Here is an 18421-nt window from a genome sequence, read left to right as displayed (position 1 = left end):
AATGGAAAACTTCAAGATCGAGGTCGACGGCGACGGGATCGCCCTGGTCACCTTCGACGTGCCCGGCCGCACGATGAACACCCTGACCGCCTCGGTGATCAAGGAAGTCGGCGAGGTGGTCGAGACCATCAAGTCCGACGCCGCCATCAAGGGCGCTGTGATCACCTCGGGCAAGACCACCGGCTTCTGCGCCGGCGCCGACCTGGGCGAACTGGGCGGCTCCGGCGGCCTGGGCGGCGGCGGCCAAGGCGAAGAGGGCCTGAAGGCCGCCTTCGAGGCCGGCTTCGCCCTGAACAAGGCGTTCCGCGCCCTGGAGACCTGCGGCAAGCCCGTGGCCGCGGCCATCAACGGCCTGGCCATGGGCGGCGGGCTGGAGATCACCCTGGCCTGCCACTACCGCGTGGTGGCCGACAATCCGAAGATCCAACTGGCCCTGCCGGAAGCCAAGGTCGGCCTGCTGCCGGGCGCCGGCGGCACCCAGCGCCTGCCGCGCCTGATGGGCGTGATGGCCGCCGCGCCGTACCTGCTGGAAGGCAAGTCGATGAAGCCGGCCGAGGCCCTGGCCAACAAGGTCGTGCACGAGGTCGTGCCGGCCGGGACCGAGGTCGAGGCCGCCAAGACCTGGATCAAGACCAAGGGCGACCCCGTCGCGCCGTGGGACAAGAAGGAGTTCAAGCTCCCCGGCGGCGGCCCCTACACGGCCGGCGGCAGCCAGGTGTTCATCATGGGCAACGCCATGCTGCGCAAGCAGACCTACGGCAATTATCCCGCCCAGCTGAACATCATGAAGGCGGTCTATGAGGGCACGCAGGTGCCGTTCGACGCCGCCCTGCGGATCGAGACCCGCTACTTCCTCAAGACGATGATGTCGCCCCAGGCCAAGGGCATGATCCGCACCCTGTTCCTCAGCCTGCAGGAACTGGGCAAGGGCTCGGGCCGGCCGGCCGGCGTGCCGCACTACGACGTCAAGAAGGTGGCCGTCCTGGGCGCCGGCATGATGGGCGCGGGCATCGCCTACGTCCAAGCCATGGCCGGCATCGAAACCGTGCTGATCGACCAGACCGACGAAGCCGCCGCCAAGGGCAAGGGCTACGCCGAGGGCCTGGTCAAGAAGGCCGTCTCGCGCGGGAAGATGACCCAGGAGAAGGGCGACGCCATCCTGGCCCTGATCCGCCCGACGTCGGACTACGCCAACGTCAAGGGCAGCGACCTGGTCGTCGAGGCCGTGTTCGAGAACCGCGACGTCAAGGCGTCGGTCACCAAGCTGGCCGAAGCCCAGCTGGCCGACACCGCGATCTTCGGCTCCAACACCTCGACCCTGCCGATCACCGGCCTGGCCAAGGCCTCGGTCCGTCCGGCCTCGTTCATCGGCATCCACTTCTTCTCGCCGGTCGACAAGATGGGCCTGGTCGAGATCATCATGGGCGAGCAGACCTCCCAAGAGGCCCTGGCCAAGTCGATCGACTACGTCCTGAAGATCAAGAAGACCCCGATCGTCGTCAACGACAGCCGCGGCTTCTACACCAGCCGCTGCTTCGGCACCTTCGTGCAGGAAGGCATGGAGCTGCTGGCCGACGGCTACGCCCCGGCCATCATCGACAATGTCGGCCGGGCCACCGGCATGCCGCGCGGTCCGCTGGAGATGCACGACGACGTCGCGCTGGACCTCTCCTACAAGATCGCCCAGCAGACCAAGAAGGACCTCGGCGACAAGTACGAGGAGCGCCCCTTCACCACGATCATCGAGAAGATGGTCGAGGGCGAGGGCCGCTACGGCCGCAAGAACGGCAAGGGCTTCTACGACTATCCGGAGAACGGCCCCAAGACCCTGTGGCCGGGTCTGGCCCAGCTGGCGCCGACCAAGATCGCCGAGGTCGACAAGGCCGGCATCGAGGAGATCCGCACCCGGCTCCTCTACCGCCAGGCCGTGGAAGCCGCCCGCTGCTTCGAGGAGGGCGTCATCACCGACCCGCGCGAGGCCGACGTCGGCGCCATCCTGGGCTGGGGCTTCGCGCCCTGGACCGGCGGCCCGGTCAGCCTGATCGACGGCGTGGGCGTGGCCAAGTTCGTCGAGGCCTGCGACGCCCTGGCCCAGAAGTACGGCGCGCGCTTCGCCCCGCCGCAGCTGCTGCGCGACATGGCCGCCAAGGGCGAGACCTTCTACAGCCGCTTCGGCGTCAAGACGAAGGCCGCCGCCTAGCGGTCAGCCTTCGACGACAACGGAAAGGCCCGGCGGCGACGCCGGGCCTTTTTGTTTGCGTCGATCGTTGGGCTTCGTTCGTTTCAGCTCCGACTTGTCGCGGCCATGGTCCCGCCCCACGCCGGCGATAGAGCTCGGCCCGTGAGATCGAGCCTGTCCCTGACGCATCCCGCCGGAGAACCGGCTCGACAGACATCATCGTCGGAGACCGGGACGAGGAGCGCCCCCGGGACGTCCCCAGGGGGTTCCAAGGAGGTCGGCATGCCCGCGACGCGGCCGTCTCGCCGACGCCCCAAGTCCGCCGCCCGGCGACGCTGGCTGGTGGTCGGCGGCGCGTCGCTGGTCTTCCACGGCCTGTTGGGCTGGGCGCTGCTGATCGCGGTGCCCGCGCCGCCGGTCCTGGTCGAGCCGCGCAGCGTCGTGGTCCAGCTGATGGCGCCCGACCGGGCGCATGCGCCGGAGCATCCCGCCGCCGCTCGTCCCCAGTCGGCGCCGCTGCACGTCCCGACCTTCCGGGGGCCGCCGCCCCCGTCCCTGCCGGCGCCCGCGCCTTCACCGGCGCCCGCCGCGTCCGGAGCCATCGTCGCCCCGCCCGGCTTCACCGCGCGCGGGACCCTGACCGGCGGCGGCGAGGCCCTGCGCCAGGCCGCCCGCGAGAGCGGGTGCACCGAGGCCGACATCGTCCACCTGACCAAGGCCGAGCGCGACGCCTGCAACGAGGCGATCGGGGCCAGGCACAAGAACGGCCCGGCGCTCTACGCCGCCATCGACCCCGACAAGAAGGCGGCCTTCGACGGCGACTGCAAGAAGGACGACGACTGGTGCCTCTACCGCACGGGCAAGGGGCCCTATCCGGGCCTCTTCGCCCTGGGGCGGAAGAAGAAGATCAAGGACTGGGACTAGGGCGCGCGGGAAAGCGGCCTCTCCCCGAAAAGATCCACGCCTAGATGGTTGTCATCCCGGAAGCCCCGCAGGGGCTGTCCGGGACCCAGGGGACTGGGCTGACGTGGTTGCGGTTCACCCGGGTCCCGGACAAGCGCTGCGCGCTTTCCGGGATGACGACTTGAGTTTCAAAACGCCAACGTCCTAGCCCTAGAGCCCGACCTCGTCGTTCAGCGCCGTGATCTGCGGCTGGGTCGTGACGATCCGCACCCGCAGGCCCGTCGCCTTACCGCCCGGGATCGACAGCTTCACCGAGGCGGTCTTGGGCATCAGGTCCTTGGGCGCGCGCAGGACCGGCACGGGCGCCGAGGACAGCACCTTGCCGTCGGCCGAGACCAACTCCAGCCGCGCCGCGGCGGCGTCCTGCGCCCCCAGGCTGTGCACCTTGACCGTGACGGTCCCGCCCTTGACCACCGCGTCGCCGCGGCCGATCCCCAGGTCCGCCCGCTTGGCCGGGTCGTCGCCCGCCGTGGCCAGCGTCATGTCGATGACCGTGGTCTGGCGCGGGGCCAGGACGACCTTGGTCCCCAGGCTGCGCTCGAAGGCGACCGAGCGGGTCTCGCCCGCGCCGTCGATGGCGTCGTCGCCGTCGGCGTCCACGCCCTGGGCCAGGCTCCACTGGCCGGGCGCGACGTTCCAGCCCGTCATGGTCGCGGTCACCGGATGGTCGGTCAGGTTATAGGCCAAGACCTTGAAGCCTGTCTTGGTCGCGTCCTTGACCAGCACCGCCACGTCCGCGCCGTCGGCGCCGTCGAACCGCCAGGACACCACCTGCCCCGGAGTCATCTGGCCGCGCTTGTTGGCGATGCCGCCCAGGCGCGAGCGCTGCAGGACGTCGCTGGGCAGCTCCACGCGGTCGGACCACCAGTGGCCCTCCGTGTGCATGTACATGTGCTGGGCGTTCCACTGGATCTCGTCGGCGTAGAGCGCCTCCAGGTATTTCTTGTCGCCCGTCAGGGTCCAGGCGGCGTAGCGCTCCAGCGCCCCGCCCTTGGCGGCCTGCTTCAGGATCGCGTCCTTGTTGGCCTCGCCCAGGTTCATGGCGGTGAGGGCGTTGTCGTTGATGCTCTGCAGCGACTTGATCCCGTTCTTGGCGATCCGCCAGTTGATCGGGGCCAGGTACTTGGGATCGCCGGTCATGCGCCAGGCCGACCAGAAGATCTGGAACGGGCCGTCGGCGCCCGAGCCCTGCAGCACCGTGCCGCCGCGCTCGGCGTCGCTGCGCCAGTTGATCTCGTTGGGCAGGGTCCCGTCGGGCTTGGCGTGGGCCAGGTAGCCGTCGGCCAGGCCGATCACCAGGTCGCGGGCGGTCGGGTCGCCGTTGTAGTCGCCGATCAGGATGGCGGGGTGCACGACGCCGAACGAGTAAGGCTTCTGCCACTCCCACGGTCCCTCGCGGTACGACAGCGCGCCGCTGTACCAGTTGGTGTTGAAGTGCACGTGACCGGCCGGGTTCTTGTCGATCACCCGCGGCAGGGCCTTGACCGTCGTGAACAGCCGCTCGACCGCCAGCGGGTCGCCGTAGTTCACGTACATCGCCTCGGAGTTGCTGTTGATGCCCTCCTCGTAGGCGTGCAGCTCGTCGGTCACGATGGTCGACAGGCCGTTGGTGAACATGCCGTTCTTGTAGACGGCGTCGGTCAGGCGGTTCAGCGAGGCGGTGATCTTGTCCGGCTGCACGCCCATCAGGGCCAGGCCCGGCCATTGCTGGGTCAGGTCGGTGTCGTCGGAGATGCCGCCGCCGAAGTCGCCGTACTCGACCTGGCGCTGGTCGATCCACCAGTCGACGAACTGGGTCACCTGCTTGAGGTCTTCCGTCTGGCGGAAGGCCCACAGCGGAACGCCCGCCGGCGCCTTGGGCTGGTCGAAGGCCGGCCAGCCCTGGCTGCCATAGGTGATGTCGCCCCAGTATTCGCGGCCGATCTGGTTGTCGGGATCGACGCGCAGCAGGTCGGAGATGTCGGCGTAGAGCCGGCGATAGAGGCCCTGGCGCTTGGAGGTGGTGTGCTCCTCGACCAGGAACGCCCAGTTGTCCTTCACCTGGTTCAGGCGATCGGCGACGTGCTCGGCCTTGGCCTGGTCGCGGTCCTTCAGCACCAGGCGGATCTTGGCGCCGTCCAGGGCCTTGGCGTCGAAGTCGGGGCTGTCGGCGGCGATGGTCAGGTACAGGCTGTCGCCGGTCAGGATGCGGTCGCGCAGGTCCAGCCACACGGTGCGGGCCTCGCCCGGCTTCACCGAGACGCTGACGTCGATCATGTTGCGGCCCGGCCAGATCGGGTCCTTGACCTGGATGTTCAGCGGGACCAGCCCGCCGTCATCAGACGTGACCTTCAGGGCCGGGATGTCGATGGCGATCCCGTCCAGGCCGTCGCGGGCGTTCTCCCAGCCATAGGCCCAGTTGCGGGCCAGGGCCTGCGCGGCCGGGGCGTCGCCGAAGCCCGAGGGGATCAGGACGTGGACGATCGGCAGGCCCTTGGCCTCGCCGCCCGCGCGCTTGCGGCTGGGCGCGCCCTCGGGCAGGGCGACCACGGTCGAGCGCTCGGCCGCCGGGAAGCGGCCGGCGATGTAGCCGTTCAGGTCCTTGAGGTTCAGATAGTCCGGCGCGGCGTCGACCCGCACCGTGTAGGTCATCTTGAAGGCGTCCTTCGGCTCCTGGCCGGCCGAGACGTCATAGGCCCAGATCTCCTGGATCGGGGTCTCCTGGGCCACGTTGGTGAAGCTCAGCACCCCGCCCTTCAGCGGCTGGGCGAAGCTGGTCACGGTCCGCTGCTGGTCCTTGGCGCGCGTGGCGAGCTTGGCGCCCTTCGCACCGTCAGAGGCGGCCCAGCTCAGGTCGCCATAGGCCGGACCCTGGATCTCGACGCGGTTGACCGGCTCGTCGGGCAGGGCTAGGCGCAGGGTCTTGCCGCCGTCGACATAGACGTTCCAGTCGGGCAGCTGGAAATAGTCGTTGCGGCCGGGCAGACGCGAGCGGTTGTAGACGCCGGGCCAGGTGGTCTCGGAGATCCCGTCGGTCCCCTTCCACATCCACTCTTTGAGGTCCTTGGCGTCGGCGAACTCGACCTTGCGGATGCGGGTCGAGGCGTCGGCCAGGTAGGGCGGCAGGTCGGCGGAGCGGTTCCAGCCGTAGCGCTGGCGCCAGGCCGCGCGGATGGCCGGGTCGTCAAGGCTGACCGTTGGGTCCGCGGCCGCCGGCGTTTCGTTGCGGGCCAGGGCCGCGACGGCCGTGGCGTCCAGCGCCCGGTCGTAGACGCGGATCTCGTCCATGTCGCCGCCGCGCAGGAAGTTGTAGCGGCTCTGCACCTGGTGCGGGGCGACCACCCGGCCGGCGATGCCGAACTGGTCCAGGCCCGCGTCGTAGACCGCCTTGGTCTCCTTACGGGCCGCCGGCTTGCCGTCGACGAACAGCTGCACGCCCTGAGTCTCGTCCCAGGTGAAGGCCAGGTGGGTCCAGGCGTCCGGCGCCGGGGGCTTGTCCAGCTTGAACGACACCCGCGTGCGGGCCAGGCCGTTGTCGGTGACGAAGGCGTCGTAGCCGTGGCCGTTCCAGTCGATGCGCAGGAAGGCCATGTCCCAGCTGGTGTGGTCGGCGTAGCCCACGCGGAAGATCACGAAGGGCGCGACCCCGACCGGATAGCCCGAGCGCCAGAAGAACGACAAAGTGCCGCGCTGGGCCTGGATGTTGCCGGGGGCGTTCCACGACAGGACGCCGTCGTCCTCGGCGTGCAGCCCCCTGCCGGCCTTGCCGTCGGCGATGGGGGTGACCTTGTCGGCGAAGTTGGGGATCGGGTCGCCGACGGCGACGTCCGCGTTCAGCCCCTTGTCGGCCGAGACGTGGAAAAGCAGGGCGGGCTGCTTGGCCTGGACTTGGGCCTGGGCCGCGCCGGCCAGGATCAAGGAACAGGCCGAGGCCAGGAAAAGCGCCTTGGTCACCTGATGTCACTCCCCAGACAGATCTTGTTGACCCCGTCCTAGCAGCCGTTGGCGACCGCCAGGTTAACCGGTGTCATTGCTTGTATTCCCGGTGATCGCGCTTCCTGACGCCGCCCGCAAGAGGCGAAAGGCCGCGCCCTCGCCCCTTGCGGGCCGGGCCCAAACAAAAAAGGCCCCGTCCTGCGACGGGGCCCTCCTCGTTTCCGGTGAGCGAGACGCTTACCAGGCCTTGCTGAGGGTCACGAAGGCGCGACGCTCGACTTCCAGGCCCGCCGTCTGGCGCTGATGGCCGTCGGTCAGGTTCTGGCCGCTGACCGCCAGGGTGATCCCGTGGTCGAAGGTGCGGGCCACGCGGCCGCCCAGGGTCACGTAGTCCTCAACGCTGACCAGCGCGCCGGTCGACAGATAGGCCTTGTGGTCGCCGGTGTAGTGGAAGAAGCCGTCGGCGGCCCACTGGGCGTTGGCCCAGCCGAACGAGACGTTGGCGCGGGTTTCCGGCGTGGTGGCCGAGAAGGCGGCCAGGCGGACCTGCGGCGAGAAGCCGGCGGCGGCCTCGTCGTCGACGTCGGTGAAGGTCCAGTCGCCGCTCCAGTGGAAGCCGCCCTCGATCTTGCCCGAGGCCGTCAGTTCCACGCCCCACATCTTGCTGTCGCCGATGTTGCGATAGCTGAGCAGCGGCAGGACGCCCGGCGCGGTCGGCATGACGTCGATCTGGCCCGAGGTGGGCTGACCCTTCACGTCCTCGGTCTTCTGGCGGAAGACGCTGACGCCGGCCTTGGCGTCCAGGCCCGGCAGCGGACGCTCGTAACCGATCTCGTAGTTGGTCACGATCGACGGCGCCAGGGTCGGGTTGCCGATCACGCCGACGGTGTACGGGCCGGCCGTGGCGCGCAGCTGCACCGCGCCCAGGTCGACCAGGGTCGGAACCTGTACGCCGCGCGCGGCGGTGAGCTTGAAGGTGTCGGCCTGGGTCGGACGATAGACGGCGCCGAAGTTGTAGGACGCCTTCTTGATCGAGCGGTCCCAGTAGGCGTTGGTCACGGCCGGATAGCCGGCCGGGAACGTGCCTTCACGCGACAGCGAGAGGTCGTCGTAGCGGCCGGCGGCGGTGACGGCCAGCTTGTCGCTGATCGCCCAGTTCCACATGCCCGAGACCGAGACGACCTCGTAGCTCAGCTGGCCGCCGGCCAGCGGGGCGGTGTTGACCTCGTTCTTGCGGTATTCGCCGCCGATGCGGAAGGTGTGCTGCGCGCCGATCTTGAACAGGTCCTGGACGCTGACGACGTCCAGCTTGTTCTCGAAGCGCGCCTGCTGGCTGGCGACCAGTTGCTTGGCGGTCAGGTTGGTCTCGTAGGCCGAGGCCTGCAGCAGGCCCAGCTTGGTGTCGGACGCCAGGGTCGCCTTGACCGAGGTCGTGACGTACTTGCTGGGCGAGTAGCTGTAGTTGGAGACCGCCTCGCTGACCTGGACGTTCGACCACGAGCCTTCGACCCGCAGTTCGGTCTTCTCGGTCAGCTGGGTGATGGTGTCGAGGTTGGCCGAGACCCGGGCGGGATCGGTCACTTGGCTGGCCAGGACGGTCGAGCCGGCTCGGCCGTACTCGTCCATCTGGGCCGTGCCGGCCGACAGGCGGGCGAAGAAGCGGTCGCCCAGCTTCACCGACTTGACCACCGACAGTTCGCCGTAGCCGTTCGTGCCGCCCGTCAGGTTGATCGAGCCTGCGCTGTCGAACTTCGGGTTCTGGGTGATGATGTTGACCACGCCGCCCACGGCGTTGAAGCCGAACAGGGCGCTGTTGGGGCCCTTGACGACTTCGATCTGGCGGATTTCCGACAGCTGCACCGGCAGGGTGGCCCAGGCGGTGTAGCCGTAGTGGTCCAGATAGACCTGGCGGCCGTTGATCAGGACCAGCAGGCGCGGAGACATCGCCTGGTCATAGCCGCGGACGCTGACGTCCGAGGCGCCGGCGCCCCAGTTCAGCACGTCCAGGCCGGCCACGCGGCTGAGGATGGTCGGCAGGTCGACGGCGCCCGAGCGCTTGATGTCGTCGGCGGAGATGATCTCCATCGCGACCGGCACTTCGGTCGAGCGCTGGGGCGAGCCCGTGGCGCTGGTGGTGACCGGCTCGTTGAACAGTTGCTCCATCGCGCCGTAGTCGATCGACTGGGCGTGGGCGGCCGTGGCGGCCATGGAGAGGATGAAGGTAGCCGAAACGCCGGCCAGGAGGGTCTTTTTCATGATTGGTTCTCTGGGCTCGGACGGGATCAGACTTCGCGGATCATCATGCGGAAGGCGGCCTTGAAGACCGCGCCCACGGCGGCGGCGGCCGCGCGGTTGACGACGATCTCGACCTTCGGGTCGGCCGACACGCTCATCACGCAGGCGCCGCTGGTGGCGCACGAGGTATCCGAGCCGATGGTGATGATCTTCTTGGCCTTGGCGGCCGCGCCGACGTTGACGCCGGTGGTGACGTAGAGGGCGGCGACGCCGCTGACGCCCGGGACAGCCGAGGCTTCGACCGGCTTGGCGGTCAGGGTCACGGCGCCGGCGCTCATGCCGCCGCCGATGGCGGCCATCACGGCGTTCTTCTCGGCGACCGAGGCGGGCTTGGACGGATCGAACACGACGCCCAGCACGGCTTTGCCGGTCGGGCCGTTCTCGAGGAAGGTCAGGGCTCGGCCGGCGACCTGCACGTCCTTGGCGGCGTCGGCGTGGGCCACGCTCAGCGGCGCGGCGGCGAGGGCCAGTGCACAGAGCGCGACAACGCCCCGAGTGTTTCTTTTCGACATTCTTGTATCCCCTGCCCGAAATTCTTCCGGGCTTCATGAGGGGGCTGATGTCGCGGGAGGCGTAAACAAGGCCATAACCGGAAATCGGATAACGTCGATATATTCTTATGTAATGTAGCCGACAAAGGCGCAATTACTGCAATACAACCAAGATATATCTTGTATAGAAGATCACATCACTCGGGAAGTACGCATTTAATTGCATCGCATCGCGATGCAACATGTTCTTCAACAGTTAAAGAGAAGGCGATCACCCCCGTCATGGACTTTGGTTTCTGATGAAATGACACGTTCCGCGGACTTCAAATTCTGAAGCCGAGCCAAGCGGGGCCGTCCAATCCTCCGCCAACGGACATTTTGTCGCAGCGCGGCGAAACCAGGCGGCGCGACGCTGGGTCGCAACGTCGCGAGGTTGCATCCGGGCCTGGACAATCTGGGGGAAGCCACGCCGGGCGGACGTTCCGAATCCGCCCACGCCCCAAAACGACATCGGGCGCTCCCGCGATCGCGGAAGCGCCCGAATGAAGTACTGGACCGAAATCCGATCCTAGAAGAAGCGTTCGCCGATGCGGATCGTGTCGCCCGGGGCCACCGTGGTCGACGGCTCCAGCGGCATCTTGGTCTCGGTCGTCTGGCCGTCGTGCTTGATGAAGACCTGCTTCTTCTCGGCCCGGTAGGTGTAGCCGCCGGCGGTCGCCACCGCATTCAGCACCGTCAGCCCCGAGGTGTAGGGATAGGTGCCCGGCTTCATCACCTCGCCGAGGATGTAGAACGGCCGGAAGTTCAGCACCTCGGCGCTCACCCGCGGCTCGCGCAGGTAGCCGTCGCTCAGGGCCTTCTGGACCGCGTCCTGGAACTCGCGAACGGTCAGGCCCACGGCCTTGACGTCGCCGATCAGCGGCAGCGAGGTCATGCCGCTTCCGCTGACGAAGAACTCGCCCGACAGGGACGGCTCGCCGTAGACGGTGACCCGGATCTTGTCGCCCGAGCCCAGCTTGTAGTCCACGACGCTGGCGTCAATGACGGCGCCGGGCGGCGTCGCGGTTTGCGCCAGAGCAAGCGTCGGCATCGAGACCAGAATACTGGCGAGTAAAACCAGAGCGCTGTTGGCGATCAGTCGCACAATTTTCATTTGGTCGAGTCTCTGAACATACAAGTCCCTCGAATGGCCTCATCGCACGTACACTTGGTCAGGACAAGGTCGGCGATTTAAGGGCGGCGGATCTTTCGTGCATTAAGAATAACGGGCGCCTCGCCGGAAAGCTTGACGGCCGTCAGCACGCCGGTCGCGTAGGCGCCCGTGTCAATATTGATGCGATCCGGGCCTAAAAATGGCGTCTCGCTCGGCGTGTGGCCGTGCACGACCACGCAGCCCAGCCGGTGCGGTTCGGAGAGGAAATCCCCCCGGATCCAGACCAGGTCCTCGGGATCCTGCTGCTCGATCGGCACGCCCGGCCGGACGCCGGCGTGGACGAACAGATAGTCGCCGTAGCGGGCCGACAGCTCCAGGCGGCGCAGGAAGGCCTCGTGCTGCGGCGGGAACTTGCCGCGGAACTCGGCCTGGACGGCCTTCCAGCTCTCGGGGTCCCCACGCCCCGGCGGCGGGGCGACGCCGTAGGAGGCCAGGGTCTCGCCGCCGCCGAATTCCGCCCAGGCGGGGCCGCCCTCCGGGCTCTCCAGGAAGGCCAGCAGGGTCTGCTCGTGATTGCCCAGCAGGAAGCGCGCCTCGAACCGCCCCAGATTCGCCGCCGCCTCGCCCAGGGCGATCAGGCGATCGATCACGCCGCGCGACTCCGGCCCCCGGTCGACATAGTCGCCCACCAGGATCAGCACCGGGACCTGGTCCCGCCCCGAAGCGGCGGCGTCCTGCACGATCAGGTCGAGCAGCTGGTCCAGCAGGTCCAGGTGACCGTGCACGTCCCCGATCGCATAGACGAGCCGCCCTCCGGTGGAGGGCGCCGAAGGCTTCGACTGCGTTTTCGAGGAGAAGAACTTGAAGGGCATTGCCGGATCACTCGCCGCCCGGCGGTCACGGGCGATCATCGGCGGCAACTTGCCCCACACGCCCCGACCCTTCAACCACCGACAGCGCAAATTAACGCGAGATTTATTGACCTATTTTACGGAAGTTTAACCACGCGATTTATTGATTCATTATTGTTAATTTCAAGATTACCAAAAGTGTTTAAAGGGAAACAACTGAGTTATTTCGGCGCTAATTTATAGTTTAGAGCCAAATTAACCCCCGCAATTCTTCTGTCGGGGGTCGTTGTGAAGCTGCGACATCTTGTTAAGTACGCGAGTTTGAGCGCGGCGGTCTTGGCGACCGGCATGGCTCATGCCGGCTCGCGGTCCTTCATGCCTCAGGGGGCCGCCGTGTCGGCGCCGCCCGGCTTCCTCGACCTGTGCCGACGCGACAGCGCCGCGTGCGGTCCGGCCGGCGCCCAGGAGACGGCCGCCCTCGCGTCCTCGACGATCCTGGCGACCTCGTCGCTGGGCGGCTGGCGCGGCGGCGTCCCGCACGGGGCCGAAGCCACGGCGGAAACCGACGCGGATGCGCCCGCCCTGTTCGCCTTCAGCGAACTGGCGGCCTATCGCCCCGCGATCGACGCCGATTTCGTGGCGGCCGGCGAGATGCGCCCCGCCGCCCCGGCCACGGCCCCGGTCGCCCTGGCCGAGGCCTCGGGCCCGCGCCTGGTGGCCAAGGACAAGCTTCGCCTGATCAACATCATAAATCGCGAAGTGAACAAGGACGTCCAGAAGGCCGACGACTTCGATCTCTACGGCCTGCTGGAATACTGGTCCCTGCCCCGGGTCATCGACGGCAAGATGTACGGCGACTGCGAGGACTACGCCCTGGAGAAGCGCCGCCGGCTGATCGCCGCGGGCGTGCCGGCCCAGTCGCTGTCCATGGCCGTCGCCGTCACGGCGCGCGGCGAGAGCCACGCGGTGCTGATCGTCGCCATGGAGAGCGGCGACATGGTGCTGGACAACCTGACGCCCTGGGCCACGCCCTGGCAGGACCTGAACTATCGCTGGGTGGAACGTCAGACCGCCGGCGGTTCCGACTGGGTGTCGATCAGCTGATCCTCGTCCGCCACCGGCGCCTCGCGCGCGAGCACGAACGATGACTTGGAGACGCCGGCCCTCGTGGCCGGCGTTTCGCGTTTCGACCGGAGTCGCGGCGCGGCGACCGCCGCATACGAAAAACGCGCCGACGGATTCGTCGACGCGTTCGAATTAGGTTGATTGTGCGAAGGACCCGCGAGGGTCGCGCGGCGTGCTAGCGCAGCGCGCCGATGATCGCGAAGAGACCGCACCACAGCGCCAGGCTGACCAGGGCGGCCGCGCCCAGACCGATCAGACGCGGAAGCCGGCGCGACTTGGCCGCGCCCAGCGTAGAGCTCGAACGGATATCGATATCAGCCACGATCGTCGGCATTGGTGGATGCTCCTCTTAGCACTGACCCTACAGAAGGCTGGCTAAGAGGCCGTGAACGAACATCCCTTACGCATCTTTATTATATTTTATGGTTAAGCTCCAGTTTATGAGCGACGATGTCGCTGCGGTGCGGTAGGGATACGGCGTTGGCTAGCTTCAGGATCGACACGGCGTCCGGGAGATCGATTAATGACCGGAAGTTTTAATACAGAAGCGTTGCAGCGAGACGGCGTTGATATGGCTCCTCCGGTGGCCACGGACCCTTTTAAGCGGTGCTTCGATATTCTGGTCGCGGGCTTGCTGCTCATCTTCTTCGCGCCGCTGCTGTTGATCGTCGCGGCGATGATCAAGCTTGAGTCCCCCGGGCCCGCCCTTTTCCGGCAGACCCGCGGCGGACTGAACGGTCGCACCTTCACCATCTACAAGCTGCGCTCGATGCGCTGCGAAGAGAACGGCGACAAGGTGGTCCAGGCCCAGCGCCAGGACGATCGCATCACCTTCATCGGCAAGCTCGTGCGCTCGTCCAGCGTCGACGAGCTGCCGCAGCTGCTCAACGTCCTGAAGGGCGACATGTCGCTGGTCGGACCGCGGCCGCACGCCCAGGCGCACGACCGATATTACGAGACGCTGATCCCCACCTACAACCTGCGCTTCCAGGCCCGTCCCGGCCTGACCGGCCTGGCCCAGATCCGCGGCCTGCGAGGCGCCACGAACGACATCGAGGACATGGCCAACCGGGTGAAGTCGGACATCGACTACATCGACAGCTGGACCCTGATGTCCGACATCCGGATCATGCTGATGACCATCCCCCACCTCCTGCTGGCCGAAAACGCCTACTGAGGCGTCACGCGCGGCGCAGGGCTCGCGCCCGCGTCGCGCCGTCCACGGACGAGGCCTTCGGCCGCCTGAGCGCCGACCTTCCGCGATCCTCTAGTTCGAAACCCGCGCCTTCGGCGGCGGCGGCGGATGCTGCATCCGCAGGACCGCGATCTGCAGGGCCAGGCCGACGCGGCCGGCGGGATTGCGCAACTGGTTGGCCATCTGGATCAGGGGCTTGGCGTAGGGCACCCGCATCCATTCCGCCCGCAGCTGATAGACCGTCTGTTCGCGCGCGGACTGGCTGAGCACGTCCCAGTGCTCGTAGGCGAACACCGCGCGGCGCGTGAACAGGCTGCTCTGCAGCGGCGCGACGGCGAAGGAGCGTTCCAGCGCCAGGTTCGACGCCGCCTGGTCGCCCCGGGCGGCCTCGATCGCCGCCAGGCGCAGCCAGGCCGAGCCCGAGGCCGGCCGCAGGTCCAGTTCGCGATCGCTCAGACGCTTCAGCGCCGTCAGCCGCGCCGGCGAGGGGGACTGGGCCAGGCCGCGTTCGATGCCGGCCGCCAGGGCCTCGGCGGGCGCGGTCGGCCAGGCCGACAGGTCCCCGCCCAGCTTGGCCGCCAGCAGGGGCGGCGCCGTCAGGAGCGCGGCCAGGCCGACGCCGCCGGCCAGGGCCTGGGCTCCCCAGGTCGGCCAGGGCCGTGTCGCTTGGGAAGACCCGGGCGTACGGCCGGCGCCCAGCGACACGGCGACGCCCAGGACCATGGCCGCCAGGGCCTGGACCGCCGGGACCTGCAGGGCGAAGTCGGTGATCCCGTGCAGCAGGAACAGCACCGCCCCGCAGACGACGGCGCGCGACCAGGCGCCGACCGCGCCGGGCTGCAGGCCGCGCTTCACGACGGGCGCGACGATCGCGACGAACAGCGCCAGCATGGCCAGGGAGCCGACGACGCCGCCCTCCTCCAGCCATTGCAGATAGAGGTTATGCGTCGCCCGGACGTTGAACAGGGTCGGCAACGAGGCGCTGGTGGTGATCAGCTGGTTGATGCTGACGAAGCTGCCCAGGCCGAAGCCGAACCACGGGCTGGAGAGGAAGGCCTCGTAGTGGGGCGCGAAGATCGCCGCCCGCACGGCGACGTCGCCGTTGGCGAGTTCCAGGCGGTCGGCCAACGGGTTGAAGCTGCGCAGGGCCAGGCCCGCCACGAACAGGACCAGGGCCAGCCCGCCGAGCAGGCTGGCGACCTTTAGCTTCTGCCGCTGGGCGATGGCTTCCCAAACCAGGAACAGCGCGACCGCCACCAGGGTCGCGGCCGCGCCGGCCCGCGACGCCGTCAGCAGCAGGGCCGTGGCCATCACCGCCGCGGCGGCGAGGCTGGCCGTCGCCTCGATGTCGCCGCGCATCAGGGCCGACAGCCCCGAAAGCCGGCGCAGCCGGTTGCCCAGGGCGGCGAGGGCCAGCAGCAGGCCGCCGCCGAACACCGTCGCGGCCGTGTTTGGGCTGAGCAGGGTCGCCGTCAGTCGGGGCGCGCCGCGCTGGGCCACATAGTCGACGAAGGCCATGGCCCCGTAGGCGCCGATCACCAGCACCGCGATCCGGAAGAACCAGCGGCCTCTCGGCTCGGAGCTGCCGATGATCCGGGCCGCCAGGAACAGGCAGGCCAGGCCCAGGAACTGGAGGATGTTGAGCAGGACCGCCGAGCGGTCGATCGTCAGGCTGCCGCCGCTCGGCGCGAGGTAGCGCCACACCGGGTGCGGCCCGCCCGGTCCCCAGGGGGTCAGCGGCCAGAGGACTGCGAGGAGCAGGACCAGGAACAGCGACGCCTGGATCCGCAGGCCCGCCAGCCGCCCCACGTCGCGCCGGGCCCAGCCGCAGAGGGCCACCAGGCCCAGCAGGAACAGGGCGTAGACTCCGGAAAACACCGCGGCGGTGGCGACGTCGCTGGCGCCGAACGCCAGCACCGCCAGGAAGACGACCGCCAGCAGGCCGACGATCGCCGCCCGTTCGGACGGGATCAGCTTGCGAGGACGACGGGCCGCGCGGCCTTTGGAGACCGCGCGGCCGGCGACGTCACTCGGCATAGTATTTGCGATAGCTCTTGTAATAGTAGTTCGCGTCGCCGTAGCCGTAGCGGCTCTGGGCCTTCAGATCGACCTGGGTCAGGGCCACGCCGGCCACGAAGATCCCGCGGCCCTTCAGCAGGGACAGGGCCGACAGGATGGCCTTGACCGGGGTCTTCTTCCAGCGCGCCAGCATCACCACGGCGTCCGCCGACGGCGCCAGCACCCGGGTGTCGGCGATGGCGAGCAGCGGCGCGGTGTCCAGCAGCACCAGGTCGAAGCGGCTGCGCAGCTCGGCCAGCAGGCGGTGCATGGCGGGCGAGCCGAACACGTCGCGCGGCGTGTAGGCGGCCTTGGCCAAGGGCAGGATCTTGGCGCCGCTGGCGTCGTCGATCAGCGCCTGGTCGAGGGTCGCCACGCCGTTGAGCACTTCCAGCAGGCCCACGGAGGGCGGCGCCTTCAGGAAGCGGTTGATGGCGCTCTGCCGCAGGTCGCAATCGACGATGACGACGTTGGAGCCGGCGCTGGCCAGGGTCCGGGCCAGCGAGAAGGTGGTCGTGGTCTTGCCTTCGCCCGGCAGGGACGAGGTGATGGCGATGACCTTGGTCGGCTCGCCGACCTTCGAGAACAGGATCGCGGCGCGCAGCTTGCGGAAGCTTTCCGCGAAGCTGGAGAGCGGCTTGGCCAGGAGGTAGTCGGCCGGGCTGGTCGTGCGCGAGATCTTGGCCTCGGCCGCCGAGCTCAGCAGCGGCACCGAGCCCAGATAGGGCAGGCCCAGTCGGCGTTCGACCTCGTCCTCGGTGAACAGGCCGGCCACCAGGACCTCGGCCAGGACGACCGCGACGGCGCCGGCGCCCAGGGCCATGATCATGCCCAGGGCGAGGTTGAGCGAGGGTTTGGGATAGCTGGGCCGGGTCGGGATCTTGGCCTTCGACACGACGCGGGCGTCGGCCTGCTCGATGCCCTGGTTGGTCGAGGTCTGCTTGAAGCGGGCCAGCAGGGTCTCGTACAGCGTGCGGACCGAGTCGGCCTTCCGCTGCAGCTCGCCCAGGCGGATGCTGGCGCGGTTGTTGCCGGCCAGGGCGCCGCGCGAGGAGGCGACGCTGCCGGCCATCGAGTTCGTGCGCTGACGCGAGACCTGGGCCTTGGCTTCCAGGGCGGAGATGATCCGCCCGATCTCGGCCTGGATCTGGCTGTCGATGTCGGCCAGCTCGCGCTTGGCCTTCAGCAGGTCGGGGTGGCGGTCGCCGTAGCGGCCGGCGAGGTCGGCGACTTCGGCGCTCTTCTCGGCGCGCTGCTTGCGCAGCTGCTGGACGACGGGCGAGGTCAGGGCTTCGCCAACATCCTCGCCGTTGCTGCCGCGGGCCAGCTGGTTGCGGGCCGTGGCCAGGCGCGCGTCGGTTTCGGCCTGTTCGGCGCGAGCGGTCGCGAGCTGGGTGTTGAGGCCCGAGATCTCCTGCTCGGTCAGGGTCGCGCCCTCGGCGCTCAGCAGGTTGTTGGCGATCTTGTACTGCTGGACGGCCGCCTCGGCCTCCTGCAGCTGGTCGCGCAGCTCGGCCACGCGGCCGTCGAGCCACTCGTTGGCGCTCTTGGTCGCGTCGAACTTCGCTTCGAGCTGTTCGGTCAGGTAGAGGTCGGCGAAGGCGTTGGCCAGCTTGGCCGCCTGGGCCGCGTCGGGGTGGGTGTAGTCGATGACGATCAGGTAGGTCAGGCCCGACCGGCGGACCTTCAGGCCCTGCAGGACGTTGTCGACCACCATCTCGGCCCGGCGCTGCTGCTCGATCGGCGAGACCTGGGCGCTCGGCGCCGCCGCCTTCTTCAGGAACGGCAGCAGCGAGCGACCGCCGCGGGCGCCCGGGGCGTAGGGATTGAAATACGGATCCTCGTCGAGGTGCAGCTGCTTGACCACGCGGGCGGCCAGCGACCGGGACCGCAGGACCTCGACCTCGGTGTCGACCACCGAGGAGTCGGCCGGCAGACCGGACAGGACCGCGCTCATGTCGGTGACCTGTTCGGTCCGCACGTCCAGCATGACCTGCGCCGTCGCCGTGTAGCGGGGCGTCTCCTGCAGCGTGTAGAGCATCACCGCGACGACGACGACCAGCGCCACCGCCGCGAAGAGACGAAGCCGCCTACGGAACGTCGCGATCAGGACATTCAGATCAAACGACGCGGTCTCCGCTTCTGGCGCCGGAGCGCTGCGGGTCTCGAAGGCTGAACCGTCCATGGATACTCTCG

12 protein-coding genes are annotated in these 18421 nt (G+C 68.5%); 4 read left to right on the top strand and 8 right to left on the bottom strand.

Features of this window, described 5'->3' with window-relative positions; translation table 11 throughout:
• Position 1 precedes the first annotated feature (1 nt).
• Positions 2–2200: a 3-hydroxyacyl-CoA dehydrogenase NAD-binding domain-containing protein gene (locus BR39_RS0109750; RefSeq protein ID WP_029910604.1), complete on the top strand. Its 2199-nt coding sequence runs from the start codon at positions 2–4 to the stop codon at positions 2198–2200.
• A gap of 261 nt (positions 2201–2461) precedes the next feature.
• Positions 2462–3103, top strand: coding sequence for a hypothetical protein (locus BR39_RS0109745; protein WP_029910602.1), 642 nt, complete (start codon positions 2462–2464; stop codon positions 3101–3103).
• A gap of 189 nt (positions 3104–3292) precedes the next feature.
• Here the strand turns inward: BR39_RS0109745 and BR39_RS0109735 are convergent, their stop codons facing one another.
• The 5 genes from BR39_RS0109735 to BR39_RS0109715 form a co-directional block, all read right to left on the bottom strand.
• A complete protein-coding gene (locus BR39_RS0109735) occupies positions 3293–7075 on the bottom strand; it encodes a LamG-like jellyroll fold domain-containing protein (protein ID WP_029910599.1) in 3783 nt (1260 codons plus the stop codon).
• 219 nt (positions 7076–7294) lie between these two features.
• The gene (locus BR39_RS0109730; RefSeq protein WP_051695370.1) at positions 7295–9313 is read right to left on the bottom strand and encodes a TonB-dependent siderophore receptor; all 2019 of its coding nucleotides are present in this window, start codon (positions 9311–9313) and stop codon (positions 7295–7297) included.
• A 26-nt stretch (positions 9314–9339) separates the two neighbouring features.
• The gene (locus BR39_RS0109725; protein WP_029910594.1) at positions 9340–9864 is read right to left on the bottom strand and encodes a hypothetical protein; all 525 of its coding nucleotides are present in this window, start codon (positions 9862–9864) and stop codon (positions 9340–9342) included.
• A 547-nt stretch (positions 9865–10411) separates the two neighbouring features.
• On the bottom strand, positions 10412–10996 hold the full coding sequence (locus BR39_RS0109720; RefSeq protein ID WP_029910590.1) for a polysaccharide biosynthesis/export family protein: 585 nt from the start codon (positions 10994–10996) through the stop codon (positions 10412–10414).
• 77 nt (positions 10997–11073) lie between these two features.
• Positions 11074–11868 (bottom strand): metallophosphoesterase family protein, encoded by a 795-nt coding sequence (locus BR39_RS0109715; protein WP_029910588.1) that lies wholly within the window; start codon positions 11866–11868, stop codon positions 11074–11076.
• A 354-nt stretch (positions 11869–12222) separates the two neighbouring features.
• On the opposite strand from BR39_RS0109715, the gene BR39_RS0109710 reads away from it, so the two are divergent.
• Positions 12223–12951: a transglutaminase-like cysteine peptidase gene (locus tag BR39_RS0109710; RefSeq protein ID WP_231499430.1), complete on the top strand. Its 729-nt coding sequence runs from the start codon at positions 12223–12225 to the stop codon at positions 12949–12951.
• 196 nt (positions 12952–13147) lie between these two features.
• Here the strand turns inward: BR39_RS0109710 and BR39_RS26435 are convergent, their stop codons facing one another.
• Positions 13148–13306: a hypothetical protein gene (locus BR39_RS26435; protein ID WP_156035672.1), complete on the bottom strand. Its 159-nt coding sequence runs from the start codon at positions 13304–13306 to the stop codon at positions 13148–13150.
• Between the two features lie 189 nt (positions 13307–13495).
• Here BR39_RS26435 and BR39_RS0109700 point away from each other — a divergent pair, with 189 nt between their 5' ends.
• The gene (locus BR39_RS0109700; protein WP_081916652.1) at positions 13496–14149 is read left to right on the top strand and encodes a sugar transferase; all 654 of its coding nucleotides are present in this window, start codon (positions 13496–13498) and stop codon (positions 14147–14149) included.
• 90 nt (positions 14150–14239) lie between these two features.
• Here the strand turns inward: BR39_RS0109700 and BR39_RS0109695 are convergent, their stop codons facing one another.
• Both BR39_RS0109695 and BR39_RS0109690 read right to left on the bottom strand, forming a co-directional pair.
• Positions 14240–16204 (bottom strand): O-antigen ligase, encoded by a 1965-nt coding sequence (locus BR39_RS0109695; RefSeq protein WP_081916650.1) that lies wholly within the window; start codon positions 16202–16204, stop codon positions 14240–14242.
• Positions 16194–18410: a GumC family protein gene (locus BR39_RS0109690; protein ID WP_029910577.1), complete on the bottom strand. Its 2217-nt coding sequence runs from the start codon at positions 18408–18410 to the stop codon at positions 16194–16196. Before BR39_RS0109690 ends, BR39_RS0109695 begins: the two co-directional genes overlap by 11 nt.
• Between the last annotated feature and the right edge of the window lie 11 nt (positions 18411–18421).

This window comes from Caulobacter sp. UNC358MFTsu5.1 (genome assembly GCF_000712075.1).
Classification (GTDB): Bacteria; Pseudomonadota; Alphaproteobacteria; order Caulobacterales; family Caulobacteraceae; genus Caulobacter.
The sequence above is the reverse complement of the archived record's forward strand: the minus strand, read 5'-3'. Positions and strand labels throughout refer to the sequence as shown.

Bases quoted from the DNA above. Each gene is read 5' to 3' on its own strand.
- BR39_RS0109745 (WP_029910602.1), top strand. From the start codon at position 2,462: ATGCCCGCGACGCGGCCGTCTCGCCGACGCCCCAAGTCCGCCGCCCGG.
- BR39_RS26435 (WP_156035672.1), bottom strand. From the start codon at position 13,306: ATGCCGACGATCGTGGCTGATATCGATATCCGTTCGAGCTCTACGCTG.
- BR39_RS0109700 (WP_081916652.1), top strand. From the start codon at position 13,496: ATGACCGGAAGTTTTAATACAGAAGCGTTGCAGCGAGACGGCGTTGAT.
- BR39_RS0109715 (WP_029910588.1), bottom strand. From the start codon at position 11,868: ATGCCCTTCAAGTTCTTCTCCTCGAAAACGCAGTCGAAGCCTTCGGCG.
- BR39_RS0109695 (WP_081916650.1), bottom strand. From the start codon at position 16,204: ATGCCGAGTGACGTCGCCGGCCGCGCGGTCTCCAAAGGCCGCGCGGCC.
- BR39_RS0109730 (WP_051695370.1), bottom strand. From the start codon at position 9,313: ATGAAAAAGACCCTCCTGGCCGGCGTTTCGGCTACCTTCATCCTCTCC.
- BR39_RS0109690 (WP_029910577.1), bottom strand. From the start codon at position 18,410: ATGGACGGTTCAGCCTTCGAGACCCGCAGCGCTCCGGCGCCAGAAGCG.
- BR39_RS0109710 (WP_231499430.1), top strand. From the start codon at position 12,223: ATGCCTCAGGGGGCCGCCGTGTCGGCGCCGCCCGGCTTCCTCGACCTG.
- BR39_RS0109725 (WP_029910594.1), bottom strand. From the start codon at position 9,864: ATGTCGAAAAGAAACACTCGGGGCGTTGTCGCGCTCTGTGCACTGGCC.
- BR39_RS0109720 (WP_029910590.1), bottom strand. From the start codon at position 10,996: ATGAAAATTGTGCGACTGATCGCCAACAGCGCTCTGGTTTTACTCGCC.
- BR39_RS0109750 (WP_029910604.1), top strand. From the start codon at position 2: ATGGAAAACTTCAAGATCGAGGTCGACGGCGACGGGATCGCCCTGGTC.